Origin of the sequence: Paenisporosarcina cavernae, assembly GCF_003595195.1 — a bacterium.
GTDB lineage: Bacteria > Bacillota > Bacilli > Bacillales_A > Planococcaceae > Paenisporosarcina > Paenisporosarcina cavernae.
The window spans coordinates 899,953-926,615 of the sequence record NZ_CP032418.1; the positions used below are offsets into that span (position 1 = coordinate 899,953).

The following is a 26,663-nucleotide window of genomic DNA, read 5'->3' on the forward strand; positions in this document are numbered from 1 at the left end:
GAGACAGTAAGTTCGTAGCGTTAGAGTAGCGATTTAGGGATAGTGAGAGCCTAAACAAAACATGCGAAACGAAAATCACTCCACGAGTAGAATTGCTGAACAGAAAGAAGTAAGCATTTCCGGTCACACACCGTTACATGTGTCTGAGTGGTAACAAATTGTTACAACTAGGGTGGTACCGCGAGTATAGTCAATCTCGTCCCTTTTTAGGGATGGGATTTTTTTATTTTCAAAAAAAGTATGAATAGATGATGGGAGAGAAAAAAATGGAGTATAAAGATACGTTATTGATGCCGAAAACGGATTTTCCTATGCGAGGAAACTTGCCAGCAAAAGAACCGGAAATGCAAGAAAAATGGGAAGCGATGGACATTTATCGCAAAGTACAAGAAAAAACGAAAGATTTCCCCACGTATATTTTGCATGACGGACCACCATATGCAAATGGTGATATCCATATCGGGCATGCGTTAAACAAAGTGTTAAAAGATTTTATCGTTCGATACAAATCAATGTCAGGTTTTAATGCGCCGTATGTGCCAGGCTGGGATACGCACGGTCTTCCAATCGAACAAGCACTTGCGAATAAAGGTGTAAAACGGAAAGAAATGACTGTGGCAGAATTCCGTGACCTTTGTGAAAAATATGCGTATGAACAAATCGATGAGCAACGGGTGCAATTTAAACGTATTGGCGTTCGCGGTGATTGGGAAAATCCATATATCACCCTAAAACCTGCATTTGAAGCTCGTCAAATTGAAGTATTCGGAAAAATGGCGAAAAAAGGCTATATCTATAAAGGATTAAAACCAGTGTACTGGTCGCCTTCGAGTGAATCAGCACTTGCAGAAGCAGAAATCGAGTACAAAGACAAAAAGTCACCTTCTATTTATGTAAGTTTTGATGTGAAAGAATCTAAAGGTGTTGTACCGAAAGATGCAAAATTCCTAATCTGGACGACGACTCCTTGGACAATTCCAGCAAACCTCGGAATTTCGGTCCATCCTGAATTTGATTATGTAGTTGTCCAAGTAAATGAAAAAAAATATATTGTGGCAAAAGAATTGGTATCTTCCGTTGCCGAAACACTTGAATGGTCGGAATATGAGATTTTACAAACGGTTAAAGGAGAACAATTAGATCGGTTAGTTGCAAGTCATCCTTTATATGAACGTGATTCGTTGATCATGCTTGGTGAGCATGTAACAACAGAAACTGGGACGGGATGTGTTCATACAGCACCAGGACACGGGGAAGATGATTTCTTAGTGGGGAAACAGTATGGCTTAGACGTTTTATCACCAGTCGATGATCGAGGAGTGATGACGAAGGAAGCTCCTGGATTTGAAGGGTTATTCTATGATAAAGCAAATAAAGTTATTACCGAAGCGTTAGAAGAGAAGGGCGCACTTGAAAAGCTGACGTTCTTCACACATTCTTACCCACATGATTGGCGTACAAAGCAACCGGTTATTTTCCGAGCGACAGCTCAATGGTTTGCATCGATTGATGCATTCCGTGACGAATTGTTACAAGCAGTTCGCGATACAGCATTTACACCAGCGTGGGGGGAAACGCGTTTATTTAATATGATTCGTGATCGTGGAGATTGGTGTATTTCTCGTCAACGTGTATGGGGAGTTCCTATCCCTGTGTTTTATGCGGAAGATGGAGAGCCAATTTTAACAGACGAAACAATTAACCATGTTTCGAATCTCTTCCGTGAACACGGTTCTACCGTTTGGTTTGAACGAGAGGCAAAAGATTTATTGCCAGAAGGATTTACACACCCTGGTAGCCCAAATAATCGTTTCGTAAAAGAAACCGATATTATGGATGTATGGTTTGACTCTGGATCTTCTCATCAAGCAGTTCTGGAAGAGCGAGAAGACCTCGTCTATCCAGCAGATTTATATTTAGAAGGTTCCGATCAATATCGTGGATGGTTTAACTCCTCGTTAATTACATCCACAGCTATAAACGGTCATGCACCATATAAAGCGTTATTATCGCATGGCTTTGTGTTAGACGGGGAAGGTCGTAAAATGAGTAAATCGCTTGGGAACATTATCGCTCCTCAAAAAGTGATGAGCCAAATGGGCGCAGATATTTTACGTTTATGGGTAGCGTCTGTTGATTATACGGCGGATGTTCGTGTATCTGATGCTATTTTCAAACAAGTTTCGGAGAGCTACCGTAAGATCCGTAATACGTTCCGTTTCTTACACGGAAATGTAACCGACTTTTCGCCAACTACTGATCGTGTACCATTTGAGCAGTTACGTGAAGTAGATCAATACGTTTACGTGAAATTGCAGCGTGTGATTCAATCTGCAACAGAAGCATACGACCGCTATGACTTCGCAAATGTATATAATACGATTAATTCATTCGTGACCATCGATTTAAGCTCCCTTTACTTAGACATTGCGAAAGATGTTGTCTACATTGAAGGAGAAAATCATCCACATCGTCGAGCGATGCAAACGGTCATGTATGATTCGTTAGTTAGCCTATTAAAGTTAATGGCTCCAATCTTACCGCATACGACAGATGAAATGTGGGGCTATTTAACGCAAGAAACAGAAGAAAGCATTCAGTTAGCAGATATGCCAAAAGCGGACTTGTCGCATGATACGAAAGATTTAGTAGAGAAATTCGACCGTTTAATGGATTTACGAGATGACGTGTTAAAAGCACTTGAAGTCGCTCGTAACGAAAAAGTGATTGGAAAGTCGCTTGAAGCTGCAGTGACGTTGTATGTAAATGAAAAAGATCATTCATTATTTACACATGAAGTCGTTAATTTTGCACAATTCTTCATTGTATCTAAATTCACGGTTGGTCTCGAACAGGAGAAACCGGAACAAGCACTTACATTAGAACATGCTGCAGTAGTGGTAGAGAAAGCTACCGGAGAGAAGTGCGAACGCTGCTGGACAATTTCAGATAGTGTTGGAAGTAACACGGACCATCCGACACTTTGCGCAAGATGTGCGGAGGTTGTGGAGAGTCTATGAAGCGATATTTCTTGTTAGCAGCGGTTGTTATTTTTCTCGACCAGTGGACAAAATATTTAGTCGTTCAGAAAATGGAGCTAGGGGAACGGATTGCTATTTGGGATCCAACCCTTGCGCTACTTTCGCATCGTAATAAAGGTGCTGCGTGGGGGATGCTGCAAGGGCAGTTTGCCATATTTGCCGTCATTACGGTCATTGTTATTGCAGGTATTTTGTATTTTTATTTCACAGAAGCGAAAAACAAACCGATGCTACAGATTAGTTTAATGGTTGTGTTAGGAGGAGCAATTGGGAATTTCATAGACCGAATTGTTCGAGGAGAAGTGGTCGATTTTGTCGATGTATTAGTACCAATTATTCACTATGATTTTCCTATTTTTAATGTAGCGGACGCTGCCCTTACAATAGGTGTTATACTGTTAATCATTGGACTATGGTTAGAAGAAAAGAAAACGAAAGTCCAACAGAAAGTAAGTGATGAGAATGCCTAATAAGGAATTTACCGTAACAGAAGAAACAAAAGGAAATCGAATTGATAAATTTTTAAGCGAACAAGAACCGGAATGGTCGCGTTCACAAGTCCAAACATGGTTGAAAGATGGCCATATTTTAGTAAATGACGAACAAGTCAAAACGAACTACAAAGTGAAAGAGGCGGATGAAGTCGTCGTAACGATTCCGGACGTTCAAGAGTTAGAAATTGTTGCAGAAGACTTGGATTTAGAAATCGTCTACGAAGACGCAGATGTGCTTGTTGTCAATAAGCCAAGAGGAATGGTCGTTCATCCTGCTCCTGGACACACTTCAGGTACATTAGTGAATGGGCTAATGCATCATTGTACTGATTTATCTGGTATTAATGGGGTTGCACGACCTGGTATTGTGCATCGAATTGATAAAGACACTTCTGGTTTATTAATGGTTGCAAAAAACGATATGGCGCATGAATCCCTTGTGGATCAATTGGTGAAAAAAACAGTAACGAGAAAATACATCGCACTTGTGCACGGCCATATCGCACATGATAAAGGGACAATAGATGCTCCAATTACTCGCGACACGCGCGATCGTCAAAGCATGGCGGTTGGAGACAAAGGCAAACACGCAGTGACACATTTCCGTGTGCTTGAACGTTTCCAAGATTACACACTTGTCGAGTGCAGACTCGAAACAGGGCGAACGCATCAAATTCGCGTTCATATGAAATACATTGGTTTCCCACTTGTAGGAGATCCAAAGTATGGTCCTAAAAAAACGCTAGACATTGGCGGTCAAGCACTCCATGCAGCGGTGATTGGTTTTGATCATCCACGTACAGGAGAGTACATGGAATTCGAACGGCCAATTCCTGAAACGTTTCAAGAAGTGCTCGAAACAATTAAAAAGGATAATTGACAGTTCGAAGTAAACGCTATATACTTTGACTAATGAATTGAATATCCCTTTAAAGACAGTCCCGAGAGGCTGGGAAGGAACGAGTGTAAAAATAGTACCCGAGAGGTTCTGTTTTCGCTGCTTTGTATACATTTTCTGTATGTATATCCCCCAGTCTACTAGGCTGGGGGATTTTTTTATCGAAAAATGCAAGAAAGGAGTTCTGACAGTGGTGGAAAAAGCACACATATTAGATGAAAAAGCGATTGGGAGAGCTGTGACACGTATTGCACATGAAATTATCGAACGAAACAAAGGAATTGATGAATGTATTCTTGTGGGAATAAAAACACGAGGTGCATTTTTAGCAAAACGGTTAGCGAAAAAAATCGCTGAAATCGAAGGGAAAGAAATTCGTGCAGGTGAGCTGGATATTACGCTTTACCGAGATGATCTAACAGTGAAAAGTGAAACAAAAGAGCCTCTCGTACAAGATGTTGCCATCGCACATGATGTTACAGATCAAAAAGTGATTTTAGTCGATGATGTACTCTATACAGGAAGAACTGTACGTGCAGCCATGGATGCGGTCATGGACTTAGGAAGACCTTCCCAAATCCAGTTAGCTGTGCTAATTGATCGGGGACATCGCGAACTTCCCATACGAGCAGATTATGTTGGGAAAAATATTCCTACCTCGAAACAAGAACGAATAGTAGTCGAATTAGAAGAAATTGATCAAACCGAAAAAGTAGTCATTCACGAATAGTCAGGAGATGTTTTATGAGTCAGTCAGCAGTCATTGATATTCAAGATAAACCTTCAACAGGAAAGATGATCACCTTAAGTTTGCAACACATGTTTGCCATGTTTGGAGCAACCATTCTTGTTCCACAACTTGTTGGATTAAGTCCCGCTATTGCGCTATTAACTAGTGGTATCGCGACAATTATCTTCTTATTTGTCACAAAATTTCAAGTCCCAGCATATTTAGGATCATCTTTTGCTTTTATTGCGCCAATTACATATGCCACAGCGGAAGCAGGTCTTGGCGGCGCCATGATTGGGAGCTTGTTTGTAGCACTTATTTATTTCGTCGTAGCTCTCGTTATCCGCCTTACCGGCTATCAATGGATTATGAGATTGCTTCCTCCAATCGTTGTTGCACCCATTATTATCGTAATAGGTCTTGCTTTATCACCAGTTGCGATTGACATGGCTATGAATATTCAAGTAGATAATCAATCTGTCTATAGTATGAAACACTTTTCCGCTGCACTTGTCACGTTAGCTGCAGCAGTCATTACGATGATGTTTGTTCGCGGAACTATTAGTTTGATGCCTGTATTAGTAGGAATCATTATCGGATACGTGTATTCGCTCCTTATTGGTATTGTCGATTTCACAACGGTAAAAGAAGCTTCCTTTTTTGCGATACCAGATTTTTATTTACCCATCCTAGATTATGATGTAGTAGTAACTGCGAATTTGTTACTGATCATGATGCCTATCGCGATTGTGACGATTTCTGAGCATATAGGACATCAGCTAGTGTTAGGAAAAGTAGTGGATCGTGATTTTATCAAGGAACCAGGATTGCATCGCTCTTTACTAGGTGACGGACTTGGAACGTTTGTCAGTGGGTTACTAGGCGGACCTCCTAAAACAACATACGGGGAGAACATTGGCGTGCTTGCCGTTACTCGCGTCTACAGTATATACGTTATTTTCGGCGCAGCAATTGCGGCAATCGGTACTTCCTTTTTAGGGAAATTGATGGCGTTAATTGCAACAATACCCGCGAATGTACTTGGCGGAATTTCGATCTTGTTATTTGGAATCATCGCATCATCCGGTCTTAGAATGTTAGTAGATGGAAATATTGACTTTGGTGACAAACGAAATTTAGTCATCTCATCGATTATTTTGGTCATTGGAATTGGTGGTGCGAAAATACACTTCACTGATTATTTTGAACTGAGTGGAATGGCTCTAGCGGCTATCATTGGGGTCCTGCTCAATGCCGTTCTACCATATGAAAAAAAGAATACCTCTTCTGAACATTCCGTTTAACATGTAGTCCCGTGAGGCTAATAAGGGAATGGGGATTAAATCTATGCACGTATAGGTTTATTTTCTGTTATCTTGTGATGCCTCTCCTAGTTACTGGAGAGGCATTTTTTATAGGAGGAGAAACGATGAACCACCTCGTGACGATGAAAGATCTATCAAATGAGAATATTATGCAGTTGATTAAACAAGCAGCATCATTCAAACATACCGAGCAACATCAGAAAGAGTATCCACACTTTGTCAGTAATTTGTTTTTTGAAGACAGTACACGTACAAAGGTAAGTTTTGAAGTGGCAGAACGGAAACTCGGGATGCACGTAATTCCGTTTGACGCATCCACTTCTTCTGTGAATAAAGGCGAGACATTGTTAGACACAGTGAAAACGCTTGAAGCAATTGGCGTGGAAGTGGTAGTGATTCGTTCAAGTGAAGAAAACTATTACGAAGAACTTCTTGCGAATACAAAGATGAAGATAATCAACGCAGGAGATGGTTCTGGGCAACATCCATCGCAAAGTTTACTCGATTTGTTCACCATATATGAAGAATTTGGGACATTTAAGGAACTTTCTGTTGTGATAGCAGGTGACATCGCACATAGCCGAGTTGCAAGATCCAACGCACAAGCACTAAGCAAATTAGGTGCGAACGTCCAATATGTTGCACCCCCAGAATGGTCAGGTGAATTTGACTGTTTACCGAATTGGGATTCCGTCCTTTCGACAGCGGACGTCGTCATGTTACTCCGTGTTCAACACGAACGACATCAACCCGACCAGTCTTTTGGAACAGATACGTATCATGACTTGTATGGTTTAACGGTAGAACGGTACAACGAATTAAAAGATACGGCTATTATTATGCACCCTGCTCCTGTTAATAGAGGAGTGGAAATAGCGTCTGAACTAGTCGAAAGTGATAAATCGAGAATTTTTAAGCAAATGGAAAACGGTGTTTATATGAGAATGGCAATGCTCGAATTTATTTTAGGAGGAGATCAAGAATGAAAACGTACATTCATAATATTCAACTACTAGTAAACGGAAAATTGGAGCATGATTGTTCTTTATTGATAGAAAATGGTGTCATTCAAGCAGTGAATCCAGCAAGTGTTGAAGAAAATGCGCCGAAACTAGATGGAAAAGGAATGTTTGTAAGTCCAGGATTTGTAGATGTCCATGTGCACCTTCGCGAACCAGGAGGAGAGAGAAAAGAAACGATTGAAACAGGCACGCTTGCAGCTGCAAAAGGCGGATTCACAACGATTTGTGCGATGCCTAATACGAAACCTGTGCCTGATTCGGAAGAACATTTATACGATCTCCAACTGAAAATTCGTGAAAATGCCTATGTACGTGTACTACCATATGCTTCCATTACAGTTCGCCAAGCGGGAAAAGAGCTGGTTGATTTTGAGGCGCTTAAAAAGTTAGGAGCATTTGCTTTTACAGACGATGGTGTAGGCGTTCAACAAGCAGATAGGATGCTTCAAGCAATGACAGAAGCGGCACGAGTAGAAATGCCAATTGTCGCACATTGTGAAGAAAACACGCTTGTTTTTCAAGGCGTTATGCACGAGGGCAAACGAAATAAGGAACTCGATCTTTCAGGCATTCCTTCTATATCCGAGTGCGTCCAAATTGCACGAGATGTTTTATTAGCTGAAGCTACTGGCGTTCACTACCATGTTTGCCATGTCAGCTCAAAAGAATCAGTAAGAGTGATACGAGATGCAAAAGCAGCCGGTATTCGAGTGACTGCGGAAGTCAGCCCACATCACCTGTTGTTAACTGAAGAAGACATCCCGTCAAATGATGCTAATTGGAAGATGAATCCTCCTCTTCGAGGAAAAGAAGACCAATTAGCGCTCATACAAGGGTTAGAAGAAGGTACGCTCGATTTTATCGCCACTGACCACGCACCGCACATGGCAGAGGAAAAGTCACATGGGATGGAAAAAGCACCATTTGGGATCGTTGGTCTCGAAACAGCTTTCCCTTTGTTACATGATGCTTTCGTCAAGACAGGGAAATGGACATTGCAACAATTAATAAACTATTTGGCCATTAAACCAGCTGAAGTATTTGGAATGCCTTACGGAAAAGTAGAACAAGGTGCAGTTGCAGACCTCGTATTTTTAGATTTAACGAAAGAACGAGCAATTGACGCAGAAACGTTTCTTTCGAAAGGGAGAAACACACCATTTCAAGGCAGAACATGTACAGGGTGGCCAGTAAAGACAATGGTAGCAGGAGAAATTGTTTGGCAGGAGGAGAACGCATGAAACGATATTTAGTACTAGAAACTGGCGATGTATTTGAAGGCATTGGGTTTGGTCACGAAGAAGAATCTTTCGGGGAAGTCGTTTTTACGACAGGAATGACAGGCTATCAAGAAACGTTATCGGATCCATCTTATTTTGGACAAATCATTACAATGACATATCCGTTAATTGGAAATTACGGCGTGAATCGGGATGATTTTGAATCCATTCAACCTGCTCTCAGTGGCATGGTGGTAAAAGAACTCGCAGACTATCCATCCAATTTTAGATCGGACTACTCGCTAGAAGAACTGTTTAGTCAAAAGAATATTCCAGGGATACAAGACATCGATACGAGAAGATTAACAAGAATTTTAAGGATACACGGATCCTTAAAAGGTGTCTTTACAAAAACAGGAGAGGCCCTTCAATTAGACATAATGTTGGAGAAATTAGCACGTTTTGAGCTTCCAAAAAACCAAGTGGAAAGCGTTTCGACGAAAAAAGCGTATCCAAGTCCAGGGAGAGGACAACGTGTTGTATTAATGGATTTTGGCATGAAACACGGAATTTTACGAGAATTAAACAAGAGAGATTGCGATGTTTTAGTGGTGCCATACAATACAACTGCCAAGGATATTTTAGCCATGTCTCCAGATGGTGTCATGTTATCAAATGGCCCAGGAGATCCAAAAGACGTACCAGAAGCAATTGAAACTGTCAGACAGTTAATCGGACAAATTCCTGTCTTTGGCATTTGTTTAGGACATCAGTTGTTTGCGCTTGCGAGTGGAGCTGATACCGAAAAACTAACATTCGGACATCGCGGAGCAAACCATCCTGTGAAAGAGTTGAAAACCGGAAAAACGGAATTAACTTCCCAAAATCATGGCTATACTGTTATCCCAACTTCATTGGAACAAACAGAAATTGAAGTTACTCATATCGCGTTAAACGACGGGTCCATTGAGGGATTAAAGCATGCGACGCATCCAGTGTTTACCGTTCAGTATCATCCAGAAGCGTCACCTGGACCAGAAGATTCGAATCATTTATTTGATGAATTTATCGACTTAATGGTGAAAAGTGAAAAGGGGGAACGTCAACGTGCCTAAACGTCAAGATATTCAAAGTATATTAGTAATTGGATCGGGACCGATTGTGATTGGACAAGCGGCAGAATTTGACTATGCAGGAACACAAGCTTGTCTTGCATTAAAAGAAGAAGGTTACCGCGTCATTTTAATTAATTCCAATCCGGCAACGATTATGACCGATACGGAAATTGCAGATAAAGTGTATATAGAACCGATTACGCTGGATTTTGTTAGTCGAATTTTACGAAAAGAAATGCCGGATGCGATTCTTCCTACATTAGGTGGGCAAACAGGCTTAAATATGGCAATTGAACTAGATGAGAGTGGCATCCTAAAAGAATTAGGAATTGAAATTTTAGGAACAAAATTACACGCTATTCACCAAGCAGAAGACCGGGATTTGTTTCGCCGATTAATGAGTGAACTAAATGAGCCTGTTCCTGAAAGTGAAATTGTGCATACAATTGCAGAAGCGCTCGAATTCACGGACCAAATTGGTTACCCTGTCATTGTTCGCCCAGCTTTTACACTCGGAGGAACAGGTGGAGGAATTTGCAACAATGAAGAAGAACTTCGGGAAACGGTGGCTAGTGGGTTAAAATATAGTCCCGTCACACAATGTTTACTCGAAAAGTCGATCGCAGGATTTAAAGAAATTGAATATGAAGTAATGAGAGATGCAAATGATCAAGCGATTGTTGTATGTAACATGGAGAATATTGACCCAGTAGGCATTCACACGGGAGATTCCATTGTAGTTGCACCTAGTCAAACGCTGTCTGACAGAGAGTACCAAATGTTACGTAACGTATCGTTGAAAATTATTCGTGCCCTCAAAATCGAAGGTGGATGTAATGTTCAATTAGCTTTAGACCCTCATAGTTTTCAATATTACATTATTGAAGTAAATCCGCGAGTTAGTCGTTCTTCGGCGCTCGCTTCAAAAGCAACCGGGTATCCTATTGCAAAACTTGCTGCAAAAATTGCGGTTGGTTTAACGTTAGACGAAATGAAAAATCCTGTCACGAATACGAGCTACGCTTGTTTTGAACCGGCTCTTGATTATGTTGTCGCGAAAATACCAAGATGGCCATTTGATAAGTTTGAATCAGCAAAACGAAACTTAGGAACGCAAATGAAAGCGACAGGCGAAGTTATGTCGATTGGAAGAAATTTTGAAGAAGCCATCTTAAAAGCAGTCCGTTCACTAGAGACTGGTCAAACACATCTCCAGTTAAAAAAAGGTCATGAACATAGCATGGAATGGATTGAAAAGAGAATCCGTCGAGCAGGAGATGAACGATTGTTCTTTATCGGAGAAGCACTTCGTCGAGGGATTTCTATTGATGAAATTCACGACTGGAGCCAAATCGATCGATTCTTTTTACACAAGTTTCATAAAATCGTCGCTCTGGAAAAAGCATTAGAAGATGCGCCTTTTGATGTGGACTTGACAACAAAAGCAAAAAAGATAGGTTACTCGGATGATACGTTAGCAACCTTATGGAATACGACAGCAAAAGAAGTCTATGATTTCCGTAAAAATCATCAGCTACAGCCTGTCTACAAAATGGTGGATACGTGTGCTGCAGAATTTGAGAGCACAACCCCATACTTTTACGGTACTTACGAAGAAGAAAACGAATCAATTCGAACAGATAAAAAAAGTGTCATCGTTCTTGGTTCAGGACCAATTCGTATAGGACAAGGTGTAGAGTTCGACTATGCGACGGTTCACTCCGTTTGGGCAATTAAAGAAGCGGGATACGAAGCAATTATTATTAACAATAACCCAGAAACAGTTTCTACTGATTTCTCCATTTCAGATAAATTATATTTCGAGCCGCTTACCATTGAAGATGTTATGCACATCGTGGATTTAGAACAACCAGAAGGCGTCATCGTCCAATTTGGTGGACAGACGGCGATCAATTTAGCAGCAGGTTTACAAGAACGAGGCGTAAAGATTTTAGGTACATCGCTAGAAGATTTAGATCGTGCAGAAAACAGGAATAAGTTTGAGCAAACGCTTCGGGATATTGACATTCCACAGCCACTTGGAAAAACAGCAATTTCTGCTGAAGAAGCTATCACAATCGGAAATTCCATTGGCTATCCAGTACTCGTCCGTCCGTCGTATGTTCTTGGAGGAAGAGCAATGGAGATTGTCTACAATGAGACGGAACTTGCTCATTATATGACTAATGCGGTCGAAGCAAGTCCGGAACACCCCGTACTCATTGACAAGTATTTAACGGGAGTTGAAATCGAAGTAGACGCTATTTCTGATGGAGAACAGGTATGTATTCCAGGAATTATGGAACATATTGAACGCGCAGGAGTTCACTCGGGTGATTCGATTGCAGTCTATCCACCTCAATCACTTAGTACTTCCCAAGTCGAGACTTTAGTGGATTATACGACAAGGCTAGCAAAAGGATTAAAGATTAAAGGGCTATTAAATATCCAGTATGTTATTTCCGAAGGACAAGTATATGTCATTGAAGTAAACCCTCGTTCGAGTAGAACGGTTCCGTTTTTAAGCAAAATTACGCATATTCCGATGGCAAACGTTGCAACGAAAGTCATTTTAGGAAAAAAACTTTCGGAACAAAACGTGCCTACTGGTCTTGCTCCAATTCAGCCGGGAGTGTTTGTAAAAGTACCGGTCTTTAGTTTTGCAAAACTTCGTCGTGTGGACATTACGCTTGGACCGGAAATGAAATCGACGGGGGAAGTAATGGGGAAAGATATCACGCTAGAAAAAGCATTGTACAAAGGATTAGTCGCTGCTGGAATGGAAATTAAAGATCACGGATCGGTGCTGCTTACCATTTCCGACAAAGATAAAAAAGAAGCACTAGAAATCGCGAGACGTTTTGCGGACATTGGTTTTTCCCTTCTTGCGACAGAAGGTACTGCGAATAATCTCCGTCAAGCAGGAATTACGGTGAAAACCGTTCAAAAAATCGGAGAAGAAGGACATACACTTCTAGATGTGATCCAACAAGGAGAAGCAAGTTTAGTCATTAATACGTTGACGAAAGGAAAACAACCAGAGCGGGATGGTTTCCGAATTCGTCGAGAAGCAGTTGAAAATGGGATTGCTTGCTTAACTTCACTCGACACAGCTTCTGCACTATTAAAAGTCATTGAGTCCATGACATTCCAAACGATGGAAATGACTTCCAAGGGGGCAACGCATTGATTCGACAAGAGCGGATGCAAATTGTCCGGCACAAACAACTCGCAGAAAACATTTTTGAGTTGACGTGTATTGGCCAACTTGTTTCAGAAATGAAAGAACCTGGACAATTTGTGCATGTACGAGTGTCCGATTCCTATGAACCATTACTTCGGAGACCAATCAGTATAGCTTCCATTGATCGAGAAACGTTAGAATTCACTATGATTTATCGAGCGGATGGTCGAGGAACAACGTTGCTTTCACGAAAGCAAGTGGGAGAAGAATTAGACGTCTTAGGTCCGCTCGGACATGGGTTCCCGCTCCATCACGACGAAAAAGGTTCAACTGTACTTTTAGTAGGAGGAGGAATTGGAGTTCCACCACTCTATGAGCTTTCCAAACGCTTAAACGAAAATGGAATCCAAACGATTCATGTATTGGGATTTCTAACAGAGTCCGTCGTTTTTTACGAAGAAAAATTTCGTGCACTAGGTGAGACGATTGTTTGCACCATAGATGGCTCTCGAGGAACAAAAGGGTTTGTGACAGATGCGATTGAAGTACTACCAGCTAATTTTCAAACGTATTATGCATGTGGACCAACTCCAATGCTTCGTGCACTTCAACATCAGATGCCAACTATTCCGGGATTCTTATCATTCGAAGAACGAATGGGATGTGGCATAGGTGCATGTTTTGCTTGTGTCTGTAAAACAGAATCTTTACCGGATAAAGAATATGTGAAAATTTGTTCGGATGGCCCAGTATTTCCTGCGGGGGTGATTTCCCTATGAATCGATTAAGTGTTTCATTGCCAGGGTTAGAATTAAAAAATCCAATTATGCCTGCTTCAGGATGCTTCGGATTCGGTAGAGAATATGCTAATTTATATGATTTGTCCTTATTAGGGTCCATTATGATTAAAGCCACAACATTCGAAACGCGTCTTGGAAATCCAACACCACGTGTAGCAGAAACATCGAGTGGGATGTTAAATGCGATCGGATTACAAAATCCTGGTTTACAAAAAGTCTTAACGGAGGAGCTACCATTCTTAGCTCAATACGACATCCCGATTATTGCCAATGTGGCTGGAACACTAACAGAAGATTACGTGGAAGTGGCGAAACACATTTCAGCAGCACCAAATGTACATGCGTTAGAATTAAATATTTCTTGTCCCAATGTAAAATGTGGAGGTATTACATTTGGAACTGATCCGGTAGTTGCAGCGGAATTAACGGCAGCGGTAAAAGAAGTATCCTCCGTCCCGGTCTACGTCAAATTATCTCCAAATGTAACGGATATTACCACTATTGCGAAAGCGGTTGAAGAAGCAGGCGCAGATGGAATTACGATGATTAATACATTACTTGGGATGCGTGTTGACGAACGAACAGGTAAACCAGTGTTAGCAAATAAAACGGGAGGATTATCAGGACCTTCTGTTAAACCAGTGGCAATTCGCATGGTTTATGAAGTACGACAAGCGGTTTCCATTCCTATCATTGGAATGGGGGGAGTTGCTTCAACACAAGATGTTATTGATTTTATGTCCGTAGGGGCAGACGCAGTAGCTGTCGGAACGGCAAACTTCGTGGATCCGTTTATTTGCCCAACCATTATTGAAGAACTTCCAGACTATTTAGATGCATTAGGTGTAGCACATATTTCAGAGCTTGTAGGGAGGGCACATCGATGACACGTCCAATTATTGTGGCATTAGACTTTGCAACAAAAGAGGAAGCAGTGCAGTTTTTACACTCATTTTCGGAACCGCTATTTGTCAAAGTTGGAATGGAGCTTTATTACCAAGAAGGTCCTTCTGTTGTCCGGAAACTTAAAGCATTAGGACATGCCGTATTTCTAGATTTAAAGCTACATGACATTCCGAATACTGTGTATTCCGCCATGAAAGGACTTGCGAAACTAGGCGTGGATATGGTGAATGTGCACGCTGCTGGTGGGATAGAGATGATGCAAGCTGCAAAACGAGGACTAGAAGACGGTTTAGCAGAAGGAAGCGAACTGCCTAAACTGATTGCGGTGACACAACTTACGTCGAGTTCGGAAGAATTAGTTCGAAGTGAGCAAAAAAGTGAGTTATCCCTTCGAGACTCGGTGCTTCATTATGCAAAATTGGCCCAAACAGCGGGGTTAGATGGCGTTGTATGTTCTAGTTTGGAAGCAGATATGCTACGAGAAAACATAGGCGACGACTTCCTACTCGTCACACCAGGAATACGTCTAACTGAAGGAAATCACCACGACCAGAAACGTGTAGCGACGCCTAATTTAGCCAAACAATTAGGAAGTAGTTATATCGTCGTTGGTCGAACGATTACACAAGACAAGAATCCAGTAGCAGCATATCGTAGTGTGCAAAATGATTGGGAGCGTGACTGAAATGACGAAAGAAACAATTGCACGAGCATTACTGGACGTACAAGCGGTAGAATTGCGTCCACAAGATCCGTTTACATGGGCATCAGGAATTAAATCACCTATTTACTGTGATAACCGATTAACCATGTCGTATCCTGCTACACGGAAAGAAATTGCTTCCGCTATGGCAGAAGTCATCTCTTCCTACTTTTCTGAAGTGGAAGTGCTTGCTGGAACAGCAACAGCGGGAATACCACATGCCGCTTGGGTAAGCGATAAAATGGAACTACCGATGGTATATGTGCGTTCGAGTGCAAAAAAACACGGACGTGGAAATCAAATTGAAGGCAGATTAGTCCCGGGGCAAAAAGCAGTGGTGATCGAAGATTTAATCTCCACAGGTGGATCTAGTATTGAGGCTGTACGAGCTTTACAAGAAGCGGGTTGTGAAGTACTAGGTGTGGTATCGATCTTTTCGTATGGACTTGATCGAGCAGAAGAAGCATTTCAAGAATTAGGGATTCCGTCCATCTCCTTAACGGATTTTGAGACACTCTCCAAAGAGGCGATTGTATCTGGGGCTATTTCTTCGGAAGATGCAGAACCATTAAAAGAGTGGCATACAAAACTCCGAAAAGGGGAGTTAGTATAATCGAGTGTGAGCGATCAATTCATTCCTGGGGGCTTCATTCACGAAGAATAGTTGATAGTAAACACATCTACTAGAATGATCTATCTCAGTGGAATAAAATATTAGTACGTACATCAAATGATTGTAAAAGTTAGATCGCTATAAGCGGTTACGTCCGTTCTATCAGCGCGGGAGTTCAGACGGACGATTTTCCCGCTAATAAAAAAGAAGGCGTGACTCAAACCGTCTCAAAAATAAAAATCCGAACGAATTCGAGCTTCTTAAGCACTGTCGAATTTGTTCGGATTTTATGTTTTCAAAAGATCTATCTTCAATAATCGGAGGAATAATGTTGGTCTACATACTACGTGAACCTTTAGACTTCACAGATGTAGCTACCTAATTAGTACAGATCATCAGAACATTTCCGTCGGGATCTTGGAAATTAAAATAGGCAAAATCTCCGAATCGTTCGATTTCTCGAACAATCTCGACACCTTTTGATGTTAAAAAGTCATATGCTTCATCGATATTTTCTGTATATAAGTTAAATAAAACGTGGTTTGCTGCTTGGAACCGAAACCCTGGATCAAACGTATGATCATCTAACGTCAACCCCGTAGTGCTTGTCACTGGAATGTTGTAGACCGGTGACTCCACTTTTCCCTCTGGCATCGGCAATCCGAGTAGTTCACTATACCATTTTACTGAATCATGTAAATTCGATACATGGATAAATACATTGTTTACCTTTGCTGCAATTGGAGAAGTGGTGAGTGCCATTTGAAAAACCCCTTTACGATTGGTAGTATCATTTTTTCCGTAATTTTCTTACAACATCTTCGTCAGGCGTGACAAAAACCGTCTTTTGTTCAAAGTAAATGACGAATCCTGGTTTGGATCCATTTGGTTTTTTCACTTGACGTATAACCGTATAATCAACGGGAACAGAAGATGATTCTCGCGCTTTGCTGAAATAGGCAGCTAATGTGGCAGCTTCTATAATGGTCTCTTCATCTGGATTGTCGTGATGAATGACGACATGCGAACCCGGTATATCCTTTGTATGAAGCCAAAGATCACTTTTTTTCGCTAACTTAAACGTCACATAATCGTTTTGCTTATTATTTTTTCCCACTGAGATAGGAGTGCCGGTTGTTGACACGAATTTTTCAGGAAGAGGCAATGATGCTTTCTTTTTCTGCTTGCTTTTGCGATGTTTTAGCCAGCCTTCTTCAGCTAACTCCTCGCGAATTTCACGAATATCTTCTGTAGAGGCATGCATCAACTGTTGTTGAATCAGTTCAAGATATTCTAAATCTTGCGATGTTTTTCGAAGTTGTTCCTCTGTTTTAATCAATGCCGTTTTCGCTTTATTATATTTGGAATAAAAAGCTTGTGCATTTTCAACAGGTGTCTTTCTTGGATCCAGAGCGATGGTCACTTCTGGCGAATCGTCCTCATAATAATTTAAAAGTGTTGCTTCTGTCATTCCTTTTTCAAGCTGATAAATATTCGCAGTTAATAATTCACCTTTTTGTTTGTAGGTATCCAACTTTTCCGCTGATTGTCGTTCTTTTTGAAGTTTCTTACTTTTTAATCGAAGCTTGGCAAGTTCATTTGTTAACCATTTTTCTAAATCTCCCGCTTGTTGTTTCACGCGATCCCGTTCCGCTTTTGCGAAGAAAATTTTATCGAGAAGTTGACCTAATGTTGCAAACTTAGTCGGTTCAACCTGTAAATGTGAAAGTTCAATCGAAGAAAAAATGGACTTTGCACCAACTTGGTAATAATAGCCTTCTGGATTTTTATGATCAAATGACGCAATAAATTGTTGGTACGTGTCATATTTGTTCATTGACTTACGAAGTTGATACACAAGCTCTTCTGCGTGTAGTTTTGAAAATCCGGCAATAGTTGCAACGACACTGTTAACAGAATCCTCCGACGCAAGAAGTGACTCAATATCTGATTTTGTTGCATCTTGTGGTGCCAATTTATGTTGGGAAGGTGGTGCCACATAGGTAGCGCCTGGCATAAGCGAACGATGCCTGTTTTCACTCGGCGATACATGTTTTAAACTATCGAGTAATACGTTCCGCTTTGGATCGACTAACAATATGTTGCTATGTCGACCCATAATTTCAATATGAAGTTCTCGCGTGACTTTATCGCCAATCTCGTCGGAGCTTTCAATCGTAAAAACAATTAAACGGTCCATCTCATGCTGTGTAATGGAGGAAATGAATCCGCCTTCTAAATGTTTTCTCATCAACATACAAAACATTGGTGGCTCTGGTGGATTGTCAATTGCTTCCGATGTTATGTGAATCCTTGCATAAGAAGGATGTATGGAGAATAAAACTTTGTGATTCGAACCAGCTGCTCGAATTTGAACGACGATCTCTGTTTGATTTGGTTGGTGAATCTTTGTGATGCGTCCCGAAACAAGTGGTTGCAATTCCGAAACCATCGCTTTAGTAAATAACCCGTCAAAAGCCATGGTGTCACTCCCTTAAAAAACGTTTTGCTCTATCTTATCATTTCTACTCCATTGTGTGGTATAATTGCTTAAGTTTGTACGAAAAGGTAAAGAGGGATTACATGCAAAAAGAACGTGGAATTTTAATTGTTCTTTCCGGGCCTTCTGGCGTTGGAAAAGGAACAGTACGAAAAGAATTATTTTCAACACCGGATACAAATTATGAGTATTCCATTTCAATGACCACTCGCCAACCAAGAGTGGGGGAAGTAGATGGAGTCGATTATTTTTTCCAAACACATGAAAATTTTGAATCACTTATTCAACAAGGAAAGCTATTAGAATACGCTTCGTATGTTGGAAATTATTACGGAACTCCACTAGATTATGTGAATGAAACACTTGATTCTGGCAGAGACGTATTTTTAGAAATTGAAGTTCAAGGTGCAGCTCAAGTTCGTGAGAAAGCACCGAATGCCTTATTTATTTTCTTAGCTCCTCCAAGTCTATCAGCTCTCGAAGAGCGCTTAGTTGGTAGAGGGACAGAAACAGATGATGTGATTGCTTCTCGTATTCAAGCAGCAAAGCAAGAACTAGAAATGATGAATTTATACGATTATGTCGTAGAAAATGATGAAGTGACAAAAGCTTGTGACCGTATTAATGCAATCGTAATGGCAGAACATTGCCGCAGAGAACGTGTAGAAAAACGATATTATCGTATGTTGGAGGGAAAATAAATATGTTATATCCATCAGTGGATTCATTAAAAAGCAAAATTGATTCAAAGTATTCTTTAGTAAGTCTTGCGTCAAAGCGTGCACGTCAAATGCAAGAACAAGGTGGAGAAAAGCTAGATGATTACGTATCTGAAAAGTACGTAGGAAAAGCTTTAGAAGAAGTAGCGCAAGGAGCTCTTAAGAAAGTGAAACAAGATGCCGACGCTATTTATGAAGACGAAGTATAAACACTAACATGAATCTCAAACTCCCTTTGTCATTTCGATGCATAGGGAGTTTGTTGTTCGAAAAGGAGAATTATTTTGTTGATGAATAAAAATATCCTTCTATGTGTAACCGGCGGTATTGCTGTCTATAAATCGGTTGCATTAGTTAGTAAACTCGTTCAAGCGGGAGCCTCAGTAAAGGTGATCATGACAGATTCAGCGAAGCAATTTGTTCAACCACTATCCTTCCAAGTAATGTCTCGAAACGATGTGTATGATGATACATTCGATGAGAAAGATTCTCGAGTCATTGCCCACATCGATTTGGCAGATTGGGCAGATCTTGTATTGGTGGCTCCTGCAACTGCCAATGTCATAGCGAAGATGGCAAATGGATTGGCAGACGATATGGTCACAACGACTTTATTAGCAACTACAGCACCAATATGGGTTGCGCCAGCCATGAATGTTCATATGTATGATCATCCTGCTGTAAAGCGCAATATTGAACAGCTCGCATTAGATGGGGTTTCATTTATCGAACCGTCTGAAGGCTTTTTAGCATGTGGATATGTTGGAAAAGGACGATTAGAAGAGCCTGAAAAAATAGTGGAACTAGTGTCAGCATTTTTTAATGAGAAAACCGGTTTAACACAAGAGGCTAGACCGTTAGCAGGAAAAAAAGTTGTTGTCACTGCTGGTCCAACTCGTGAACGAATAGATCCAGTACGATATTTATCGAACTTTTCATCAGGAAAAATGGGCTTCGCGATGGCCGAAGCTGTGGCTAAATTAGGAGCAGATACGATATTAATTAGTGGACCAGTATCAGAAAAAGTGCCAGAAAATGTTCACTACATACCAGTCGAAAGTGCGCAAGATATGTTGCGTGCAGTGGAAAACGAGTTTCCAACGGCGGACTGGGTCATTAAATCAGCGGCGGTTGCAGACTATCGTCCAGCAGTTGTTCATTCCAAAAAAATGAAAAAACAGCCTGGAAATGCCGTTTTAGAATTAGAGAGAACGACCGATATTTTAGCGACTTTAGGGGAACGAAAAACACATCAACTACTGATTGGGTTTGCAGCAGAAACGAATGATGTGGAGACGTATGCGAAAGAGAAATTGGCGCGGAAAAATGCCGATTACATTTTAGCGAATGATGTGTCTGAGGAAGGAAGTGGATTCGGTACGGATACTAATCGAATTCATCTTTTTGGAAAAAATAATCACTATCATGAATTCCCTCAAATGACAAAATCCGCATTGGCAATGGATATTGTGCGGAAAATCGTGGAACTAGAGCGTGAAAGACAATGATTGCAGAAGTCATAGTTGACATCGCTACTTCTGCGATCGATCGAAAATTTGATTACCTTGTTCCAGAACGGTATACGTCCGTCGTGCAAGTCGGGTCAAGAGTGAAAGTACCATTTGGACCGAGAGAAATTATGGGGTTCATTGTTGGTTTAAAGGAAGAAACCGATGTTGATATCCAAAAACAAAAAGAGTTAATGGATGTTGTAGATTTACACCCGTTACTTACCACGGAAATGATGGAGCTTGCGAAATGGGTAAAACAAGACACACTTTGTTTGGAAATTGATGTTCTGCAGATGATGCTTCCAGCTGCACTCCGTTCGACGTATGAAAAAGTGGTAGTTTTGGAAAAGCCAGATTTAATCAAGGATGAAGAATTGATTGCGCTTTTCGGATCAAAGAATTTTTTTGTTCTACCTAAAGATATCGATTCTACAACTGTGAAAAAGTTAAAACGTTTAGCAGACGAAGGCATCCTTTCATTTGAAACCGTGATGAAACAAAAAACAGCAGTGAAAAAAATCGCGTACTTAGAGCTGTCGCAGGATACCACGATTTTTCAACAAGTGAAAGAAGCTTTAACAGCAAACGCGAAAAAACAACTTGCATTGTTAGATAAATTAGCTTCAGAAAATCGCACGTCGATTGCGATGAAAGAAATAACGAATGAATGGGGATTTACGAAAGCGGTAGTAGACCAATTAGTGCAAAAAGGAATCGGCACTATTACCGAAAAAGAAGTGTACCGGGAGCCAGTGGATTTCCAATCCGTTGAAAAGAAATCTCCTCTTCAAATGACCGAGGAACAACAGATTGCCTATGAAAAAGTGCTGCATTCGTTTGAGCAGCATAGAGCAGAAACGTTTCTATTACACGGAATTACTGGTAGTGGAAAAACGGAAATATACCTTCAAATGATTGCACACGCTTTGTCAGTAGGAAAGCAAGCGATTATGTTAGTACCCGAAATTGCCTTAACACCTCAAATGACAGAGCGTTTTGTTGAACGATTTGGCTCTCAAGTTGCCGTCTTGCATAGCGGACTTTCTGCTGGGGAAAAATACGATCAGTGGCGGAAAATTCATCGGTCGGAAGTGAAAGTGGTCGTAGGTGCTAGATCTGCAATTTTCGCACCCTTTGAGAATGTCGGCGTCATAATTATGGATGAAGAACATGAATCTACCTATAAGCAAGAAGATTCTCCAAGATACCATGCAAGAGATATCGCTATATGGCGTAGTGAATACCATAACTGTCCAGTAATACTAGGTAGTGCTACTCCTTCGTTGGAGTCATTTGCCAGGGCTCAAAAAGGCGTTTACACATTATTAACGTTAGTGAATCGGCCTAAATCGCAACCTTTACCCCCAGTTCAAATCGTCGATATGCGAGAGGAAATGAAAAAAGGTAATCGCTCCGTGTTTTCTATCGACTTAGTCGAAGCGATGAGAAACAGGTTTTCTCGAAATGAGCAAGTAGTGCTGTTATTAAATAAGCGTGGATACTCTTCGTTTGTATTATGTCGGGATTGTGGTACTGTTATGAATTGTCCTTCGTGTGATATTTCACTCACATACCACAGGGCGAATGAACGGATGAAATGCCACTATTGTGCATATGAAAATCCAGTACCTACATCGTGTCCAAGTTGTCAGAGTGATCATATTCGTTTCTTTGGAAGTGGTACGCAAAAAATCGAAGAAGAAATAGCGAAACTATTTCCAGCGGAAAAAATGCTGCGAATGGATGTCGACACGACAAGAAAAAAAGGGGCACATGCCTCCATTTTGCAGGCATTCGGAAATCAAGAAGCTTCTATATTATTAGGAACACAAATGATCGCAAAAGGACTCGATTTTCCTAATGTCACGTTAGTCGGTGTCCTTTCAGCGGACACAGCATTATTTGTTCCTGATTTCCGGGCAGCGGAGAAAACGTTTCAATTATTAGCGCAAGTGAGTGGTCGGGCAGGAAGACATGATAAGGAAGGAAACGTTATTTTACAAACGTATTCTCCAGAACATTATGCAATCCAGTTCTCTAAAGCTCATGATTATCAAGGTTTTTACAGACAAGAAATGTTTTATCGGCACGAAGGAAAATACCCACCGTATACGTTTATCGGTTCGATTATTTTCTCACATGAAGATTTACTTTCTGTAAGTGACTACGCGATGAAATCCGTTCAATGGTTAAGAGAAAATCTTCCTGATTCTGTGGAGGTAATTGGTCCTTCGATTGCCTCGATCAGTCGGTTGCAAAATAGATATCGGTATCAATGTTTGTTAAAATACAGAAAAGATGAGGATGTTGGTCACCTTTTACACCAACTCCAAAACGTGTACAAAACACACTACATGAAAAATGGATACCATTTGTCCATTACAAAAAACCCTTCAGTGCTAATGTAAGGACAGATTATTAAAACCTCAAGTAATAAGAAGAATCAATAGGAGGAAAATATGACATCAATTATCTTTATGGGTACACCGTCGTTTTCCGTTCCAATTCTTAATCGTCTCGTAGAAGAAGGCTATCAAATTACACATGTTGTCACACAACCTGACAGACCATTTGGTCGCAAAAAAGTGTTAACAGCCCCTCCTGTAAAAGAGGCGGCTTTGCTACATGGAATTCCGGTCCTTCAACCTGAAAAGTTAAGAGGATCGAAAGAGGAACGGCAAATCATTGACGCAAAACCTGATTTAATTATCACAGCAGCATTTGGTCAGTTACTTCCAAAGGACATTTTAGATACTCCTTCTTTGGGATGTATTAATGTGCATGCTTCTTTATTGCCATTATATCGTGGTGGTGCTCCTATTCATCAAGCTGTCATGGATGGACAAGAAAAAACAGGTGTAACGATTATGTATATGGCAGAAAAATTAGATGCAGGAGATATCATCTCACAAGATTCACTTCCGATTTTAGAAGAAGATACGACGGGATCTATGTTTGAAAAGTTAAGCACATTAGGTGCTGACCTATTACTTCAAACATTGCCATCTATTTTAACGAAAACAAATGCACGGACGAAACAAAACGAGTTAGAAGTGACGTATGCTCGCAACATTTCAAGAGACCAAGAACGAATCAATTGGTCGTCATCTTCGAGAGATATTTTCAATCAAATTAGAGGATTGAATCCTTGGCCAGGGGCATATACAACTAAAGAGGAAGTTCCTGTGAAAATTTGGGCAAGTGAACTGTCTTCGAAATCATCTACTTTACAAGTAGGTTGCATTGTAGAAGTTGAGAAGGACCGAATCATTGTGCAGACTGGAAACAGTGAAACAATTGCCATTACAGAATTGCAGCCGTCAGGAAAGAAAAAAATGAGTGCTGAAGCATATCTTGCAGGAGTTGGCGCTAAGTTATCGATTGGAGACAAATTTGAATGAGTAAAAAAACCACGAAAATTTGGAGAGGGAACGTACGAGATGCGGCATTATCGATTTTACTCTCAGTGGAGAAAAATCAGTCGTATAGCAATCTCCTGCTTCATCAAACAATCGAAACGTACGACATCTCTGACCAAGATCGTGCTTTATTAACAGAACTGACGTATGGTTGTATTCAGCGGAAATTAACACTTGATTACTTTCTTGAACCATTTGTAAAAGGGAAATTAGAATCGTGGGTTCGCTTGCTTCTCCACCTTTCGATTTATCAGCTAGTATATTTAGATCGAATCCCCAATCATGCGATTGTGCATGAGTCTGTGGAAATCGCAAAAAAACGTGGACATAAAGGAGTAGCTGCTGTCGTAAATGGTATTTTGCGAAGCATATTAAGAGAAGGTGTCAGAAGTATTGAAGAGATTGACGATGAAAACTTGCAGTTATCGATCGCTTCTAGCCATCCACTTTGGCTTGTGGAACGATGGGTGAAGCAGTTTGGCTACGAGAAAACAGCAGAAATGGTGCACACTAATAATGTCCCACCCGTTCAAACTGTTAGAGTAAACTTGATGAAAACCACACCAGATGTAGTGATTCAAGCATTTCAAGAAGAAGGCATTGAAGTGGAACAAAGTAGATTTGTTCCCGAGTGTCTATATGTGATGAAAGGATCGATTGCAAAGACCGATTTGTTTAAACATGGTTTTGTGACGATTCAAGACGAAAGTTCCATGATTCCTAGTTTGCTTTTAGATGTTGAGAAGGATAATCGTATCCTAGACATGTGCGCAGCACCAGGAGGGAAAACAACGCATATAGCAGAAAGATTGAATGCCACTGGTTCTCTCACTTCTGTTGACTTGCATGCACATAAAGTAAAACTAATTGACGAACAAGTGCAACGATTGGAACTTGATAATGTTCATACAATTGTAGCAAATAGTAAAGAATTATCGGATATACTAGAAGAGGAATCGTTTGATCGAATTTTAGTCGATGCTCCTTGTAGCGGTTTAGGAGTTATTCGAAGAAAACCAGATATAAAGTACACCAAACAAGCATCTGATTTTGACTCTCTTCATGTCACACAATTACAGTTGTTAGACGAAGCATCTCGACTTTTACGACCTGAGGGTCGATTAGTATATAGTACATGCACCATTGAAGCCACGGAAAATAACGAAACGGTCCAGGCATTTTTAGCAAAACATCCTGAGATGGAATTACTCAAGGATGTTGCATTACCAGAAAGTTTGACAAGGTTTTACTCTGACGGAATGATGCAATTATTTCCGCAGGACCTCAACAGTGACGGATTCTTTATCGCTGTGTTTCGAAAAAAAGGAGTTTCTCAATAATGGAAGAAACAAAAGTAGAACAAACAAACGTAGAAGAAACGAAAGTAGTACGTAAGAAAAAAGAAAAGCCGAATTTAAAAGAATCGATTTACTCTTTATTGCCAGAAGAATTAGAGCAATGGCTTACAGAAAGAGGACATAAAGCATTTCGTGCGAACCAATTATACGATTGGTTATACGTAAAGCGTGTCGACAGTTTCGACGAAATGTCTAATCTTCCCGCAACGCTTCGGGAGGAATTAAAAGCATCATTTTTAGTGAAAACATTAGAAACAATTATCCAACAAACTTCTGCAGACGGAACGATTAAATTCCTTTTCCAATTGCAAGATGGCTATTCGATCGAAACAGTATTAATGCGTCATGAATATGGGAATTCAGTTTGTGTCACGACACAAGTAGGTTGCCGTATCGGCTGTTCCTTCTGTGCTTCTACTTTAGGTGGGTTAAAACGAAACTTACTTGGAGGAGAAATTGTAGAGCAGGTAGTGCGAGTTCAAAAAGCGTTAGATGAAACGTCTGAAAGAGCAAGTCACGTTGTCATTATGGGAATTGGGGAACCATTAGACAATTATGACGCAATGATGAGTTTCTTAAAAGTGATTAATCATAAAAAAGGATTAAATATTGGTGCTCGTCATATTACGGTCAGTACTAGTGGGATTATTCCAAAGATTTATCAGTTTGCAGACGAACAGCTACAAATTAATTTTGCGTTATCTTTACACGCACCGAATTCTGAGTTACGTTCTCGTTTGATGCCGATTAATAAAGCATACAAATTACCTGACTTGATGGAAGCAATTCGTTACTATACTGACAAAACTGGTAGACGTGTGAGTTTTGAGTATGGTTTGTTTGGTGGCGTGAATGACCAAGTAGAACATGCAGAAGAATTAGCAAAATTGATTAAAGATGTAAAATGTCATGTAAATCTTATTCCAGTAAACTATGTACCAGAGCGTGATTATGTCCGTACACCGAGAAATCAAATTTTTGCATTTGAAAAAACGTTAAAAAAACATGGGGTAAATGCAACGATTCGTCGTGAACATGGTTCCGACATCGATGCAGCGTGTGGTCAACTTCGAGCGAAAGAGAGAAAGCAAGAAACGGAGTGATG

The 26,663-nt window shown here is 40.6% G+C and carries 22 protein-coding genes and 1 other annotated feature (1 of these 23 running past the window's edge); of the genes, 20 read left to right on the forward strand and 2 right to left on the reverse strand.

The annotated features are described in order from the left end of the window. Nucleotides 1-207, forward strand: a binding site (T-box leader) (it extends 15 nt beyond the left edge of the window). A 59-nt stretch (nt 208-266) separates the two neighbouring features. From ileS to pyrE, 13 genes are all read left to right on the forward strand, one after another. Next, nucleotides 267-3,020, forward strand: a complete 2,754-nt coding sequence (gene ileS / locus D3873_RS04510; protein ID WP_119882916.1) for an isoleucine--tRNA ligase — start codon at nt 267-269, stop codon at nt 3,018-3,020. Further along, nucleotides 3,017-3,511 (forward strand): signal peptidase II, encoded by a 495-nt coding sequence (gene lspA, locus D3873_RS04515; protein ID WP_119882917.1) that lies wholly within the window; start codon nt 3,017-3,019, stop codon nt 3,509-3,511. Before ileS ends, lspA begins: the two co-directional genes overlap by 4 nt. Then, nucleotides 3,504-4,415 (forward strand): RluA family pseudouridine synthase, encoded by a 912-nt coding sequence (locus D3873_RS04520; RefSeq protein ID WP_119882918.1) that lies wholly within the window; start codon nt 3,504-3,506, stop codon nt 4,413-4,415. Before lspA ends, D3873_RS04520 begins: the two co-directional genes overlap by 8 nt. 211 nt (nt 4,416-4,626) lie before the next feature. Next, nucleotides 4,627-5,163, forward strand: coding sequence for a bifunctional pyr operon transcriptional regulator/uracil phosphoribosyltransferase PyrR (pyrR, locus tag D3873_RS04525; RefSeq protein ID WP_119884474.1), 537 nt, complete (start codon nt 4,627-4,629; stop codon nt 5,161-5,163). A gap of 14 nt (nt 5,164-5,177) precedes the next feature. Then, nucleotides 5,178-6,467, forward strand: a complete 1,290-nt coding sequence (locus D3873_RS04530) for a solute carrier family 23 protein (protein ID WP_119882919.1) — start codon at nt 5,178-5,180, stop codon at nt 6,465-6,467. A gap of 125 nt (nt 6,468-6,592) precedes the next feature. Then, nucleotides 6,593-7,474 carry an aspartate carbamoyltransferase catalytic subunit gene (locus tag D3873_RS04535; RefSeq protein ID WP_119882920.1) on the forward strand — a complete coding sequence of 294 codons (882 nt, stop codon included), beginning with the start codon at nt 6,593-6,595 and terminating at the stop codon, nt 7,472-7,474. Beyond that, nucleotides 7,471-8,751, forward strand: a complete 1,281-nt coding sequence (locus D3873_RS04540) for a dihydroorotase (RefSeq protein WP_119882921.1) — start codon at nt 7,471-7,473, stop codon at nt 8,749-8,751. The genes D3873_RS04535 and D3873_RS04540 overlap by 4 nt, the downstream gene beginning before the upstream one ends. Beyond that, entirely contained in the window at nt 8,748-9,845 is a 1,098-nt protein-coding gene (locus D3873_RS04545; protein WP_119882922.1) for a carbamoyl phosphate synthase small subunit, read from the forward strand. Before D3873_RS04540 ends, D3873_RS04545 begins: the two co-directional genes overlap by 4 nt. After that, nucleotides 9,838-13,035 carry a carbamoyl-phosphate synthase large subunit gene (carB, locus tag D3873_RS04550; RefSeq protein ID WP_119882923.1) on the forward strand — a complete coding sequence of 1,066 codons (3,198 nt, stop codon included), beginning with the start codon at nt 9,838-9,840 and terminating at the stop codon, nt 13,033-13,035. The genes D3873_RS04545 and carB overlap by 8 nt, the downstream gene beginning before the upstream one ends. Beyond that, nucleotides 13,032-13,808 carry a dihydroorotate dehydrogenase electron transfer subunit gene (locus D3873_RS04555; protein ID WP_119882924.1) on the forward strand — a complete coding sequence of 259 codons (777 nt, stop codon included), beginning with the start codon at nt 13,032-13,034 and terminating at the stop codon, nt 13,806-13,808. The genes carB and D3873_RS04555 overlap by 4 nt, the downstream gene beginning before the upstream one ends. After that, nucleotides 13,805-14,716 carry a dihydroorotate dehydrogenase gene (locus D3873_RS04560; protein ID WP_119882925.1) on the forward strand — a complete coding sequence of 304 codons (912 nt, stop codon included), beginning with the start codon at nt 13,805-13,807 and terminating at the stop codon, nt 14,714-14,716. Before D3873_RS04555 ends, D3873_RS04560 begins: the two co-directional genes overlap by 4 nt. Beyond that, nucleotides 14,713-15,420 carry an orotidine-5'-phosphate decarboxylase gene (gene pyrF, locus D3873_RS04565; protein WP_119882926.1) on the forward strand — a complete coding sequence of 236 codons (708 nt, stop codon included), beginning with the start codon at nt 14,713-14,715 and terminating at the stop codon, nt 15,418-15,420. The genes D3873_RS04560 and pyrF overlap by 4 nt, the downstream gene beginning before the upstream one ends. 1 nt (nt 15,421) lies before the next feature. Further along, nucleotides 15,422-16,051 carry an orotate phosphoribosyltransferase gene (gene pyrE, locus D3873_RS04570; protein WP_119882927.1) on the forward strand — a complete coding sequence of 210 codons (630 nt, stop codon included), beginning with the start codon at nt 15,422-15,424 and terminating at the stop codon, nt 16,049-16,051. A gap of 378 nt (nt 16,052-16,429) precedes the next feature. On the opposite strand, the gene D3873_RS04575 is transcribed toward pyrE, so the two are convergent. Both D3873_RS04575 and D3873_RS04580 read right to left on the reverse strand, forming a co-directional pair. Continuing rightward, on the reverse strand, nt 16,430-16,813 hold the full coding sequence (locus D3873_RS04575; protein WP_119882928.1) for a VOC family protein: 384 nt from the start codon (nt 16,811-16,813) through the stop codon (nt 16,430-16,432). Between the two features lie 28 nt (nt 16,814-16,841). Further along, complete coding sequence (locus tag D3873_RS04580) at nt 16,842-18,533, reverse strand: Rqc2 family fibronectin-binding protein (RefSeq protein WP_119882929.1); 1,692 nt, start codon at nt 18,531-18,533, stop codon at nt 16,842-16,844. A 101-nt stretch (nt 18,534-18,634) separates the two neighbouring features. Between D3873_RS04580 and gmk the strand changes: the two genes are divergently transcribed. From gmk to rlmN, 7 genes are all read left to right on the forward strand, one after another. Continuing rightward, complete coding sequence (gene gmk, locus D3873_RS04585) at nt 18,635-19,252, forward strand: guanylate kinase (RefSeq protein ID WP_119882930.1); 618 nt, start codon at nt 18,635-18,637, stop codon at nt 19,250-19,252. Between the two features lie 2 nt (nt 19,253-19,254). Next, a complete protein-coding gene (rpoZ, locus tag D3873_RS04590; protein ID WP_119882931.1) occupies nt 19,255-19,479 on the forward strand; it encodes a DNA-directed RNA polymerase subunit omega in 225 nt (74 codons plus the stop codon). A gap of 75 nt (nt 19,480-19,554) precedes the next feature. Beyond that, nucleotides 19,555-20,778 carry a bifunctional phosphopantothenoylcysteine decarboxylase/phosphopantothenate--cysteine ligase CoaBC gene (gene coaBC, locus D3873_RS04595; protein ID WP_119882932.1) on the forward strand — a complete coding sequence of 408 codons (1,224 nt, stop codon included), beginning with the start codon at nt 19,555-19,557 and terminating at the stop codon, nt 20,776-20,778. Then, nucleotides 20,775-23,189, forward strand: a complete 2,415-nt coding sequence (gene priA, locus D3873_RS04600; protein ID WP_119882933.1) for a primosomal protein N' — start codon at nt 20,775-20,777, stop codon at nt 23,187-23,189. Before coaBC ends, priA begins: the two co-directional genes overlap by 4 nt. 51 nt (nt 23,190-23,240) lie before the next feature. Next, nucleotides 23,241-24,182, forward strand: a complete 942-nt coding sequence (gene fmt / locus D3873_RS04605) for a methionyl-tRNA formyltransferase (protein ID WP_119882934.1) — start codon at nt 23,241-23,243, stop codon at nt 24,180-24,182. Further along, nucleotides 24,179-25,540, forward strand: a complete 1,362-nt coding sequence (gene rsmB, locus D3873_RS04610) for a 16S rRNA (cytosine(967)-C(5))-methyltransferase RsmB (protein WP_119882935.1) — start codon at nt 24,179-24,181, stop codon at nt 25,538-25,540. The genes fmt and rsmB overlap by 4 nt, the downstream gene beginning before the upstream one ends. Further along, a complete protein-coding gene (gene rlmN / locus D3873_RS04615) occupies nt 25,540-26,661 on the forward strand; it encodes a dual-specificity RNA methyltransferase RlmN (protein ID WP_119882936.1) in 1,122 nt (373 codons plus the stop codon). The genes rsmB and rlmN overlap by 1 nt, the downstream gene beginning before the upstream one ends. The last annotated feature ends 2 nt before the right edge of the window (nt 26,662-26,663 follow it).

What these genes read in the sequence shown, in the direction of transcription:
- priA (WP_119882933.1), top strand. Translation starts at nt 20,775, where the DNA reads ATGATTGCAGAAGTCATAGTTGACATCGCTACTTCTGCGATCGATCGA.
- D3873_RS04560 (WP_119882925.1), top strand. Translation starts at nt 13,805, where the DNA reads ATGAATCGATTAAGTGTTTCATTGCCAGGGTTAGAATTAAAAAATCCA.
- fmt (WP_119882934.1), top strand. Translation starts at nt 23,241, where the DNA reads ATGACATCAATTATCTTTATGGGTACACCGTCGTTTTCCGTTCCAATT.
- D3873_RS04575 (WP_119882928.1), bottom strand. Translation starts at nt 16,813, where the DNA reads ATGGCACTCACCACTTCTCCAATTGCAGCAAAGGTAAACAATGTATTT.
- lspA (WP_119882917.1), top strand. Translation starts at nt 3,017, where the DNA reads ATGAAGCGATATTTCTTGTTAGCAGCGGTTGTTATTTTTCTCGACCAG.
- D3873_RS04530 (WP_119882919.1), top strand. Translation starts at nt 5,178, where the DNA reads ATGAGTCAGTCAGCAGTCATTGATATTCAAGATAAACCTTCAACAGGA.
- ileS (WP_119882916.1), top strand. Translation starts at nt 267, where the DNA reads ATGGAGTATAAAGATACGTTATTGATGCCGAAAACGGATTTTCCTATG.
- D3873_RS04520 (WP_119882918.1), top strand. Translation starts at nt 3,504, where the DNA reads ATGCCTAATAAGGAATTTACCGTAACAGAAGAAACAAAAGGAAATCGA.
- pyrF (WP_119882926.1), top strand. Translation starts at nt 14,713, where the DNA reads ATGACACGTCCAATTATTGTGGCATTAGACTTTGCAACAAAAGAGGAA.
- rpoZ (WP_119882931.1), top strand. Translation starts at nt 19,255, where the DNA reads ATGTTATATCCATCAGTGGATTCATTAAAAAGCAAAATTGATTCAAAG.
- D3873_RS04535 (WP_119882920.1), top strand. Translation starts at nt 6,593, where the DNA reads ATGAACCACCTCGTGACGATGAAAGATCTATCAAATGAGAATATTATG.
- D3873_RS04580 (WP_119882929.1), bottom strand. Translation starts at nt 18,533, where the DNA reads ATGGCTTTTGACGGGTTATTTACTAAAGCGATGGTTTCGGAATTGCAA.
- rsmB (WP_119882935.1), top strand. Translation starts at nt 24,179, where the DNA reads ATGAGTAAAAAAACCACGAAAATTTGGAGAGGGAACGTACGAGATGCG.
- gmk (WP_119882930.1), top strand. Translation starts at nt 18,635, where the DNA reads ATGCAAAAAGAACGTGGAATTTTAATTGTTCTTTCCGGGCCTTCTGGC.
- rlmN (WP_119882936.1), top strand. Translation starts at nt 25,540, where the DNA reads ATGGAAGAAACAAAAGTAGAACAAACAAACGTAGAAGAAACGAAAGTA.
- D3873_RS04545 (WP_119882922.1), top strand. Translation starts at nt 8,748, where the DNA reads ATGAAACGATATTTAGTACTAGAAACTGGCGATGTATTTGAAGGCATT.
- pyrE (WP_119882927.1), top strand. Translation starts at nt 15,422, where the DNA reads ATGACGAAAGAAACAATTGCACGAGCATTACTGGACGTACAAGCGGTA.
- D3873_RS04540 (WP_119882921.1), top strand. Translation starts at nt 7,471, where the DNA reads ATGAAAACGTACATTCATAATATTCAACTACTAGTAAACGGAAAATTG.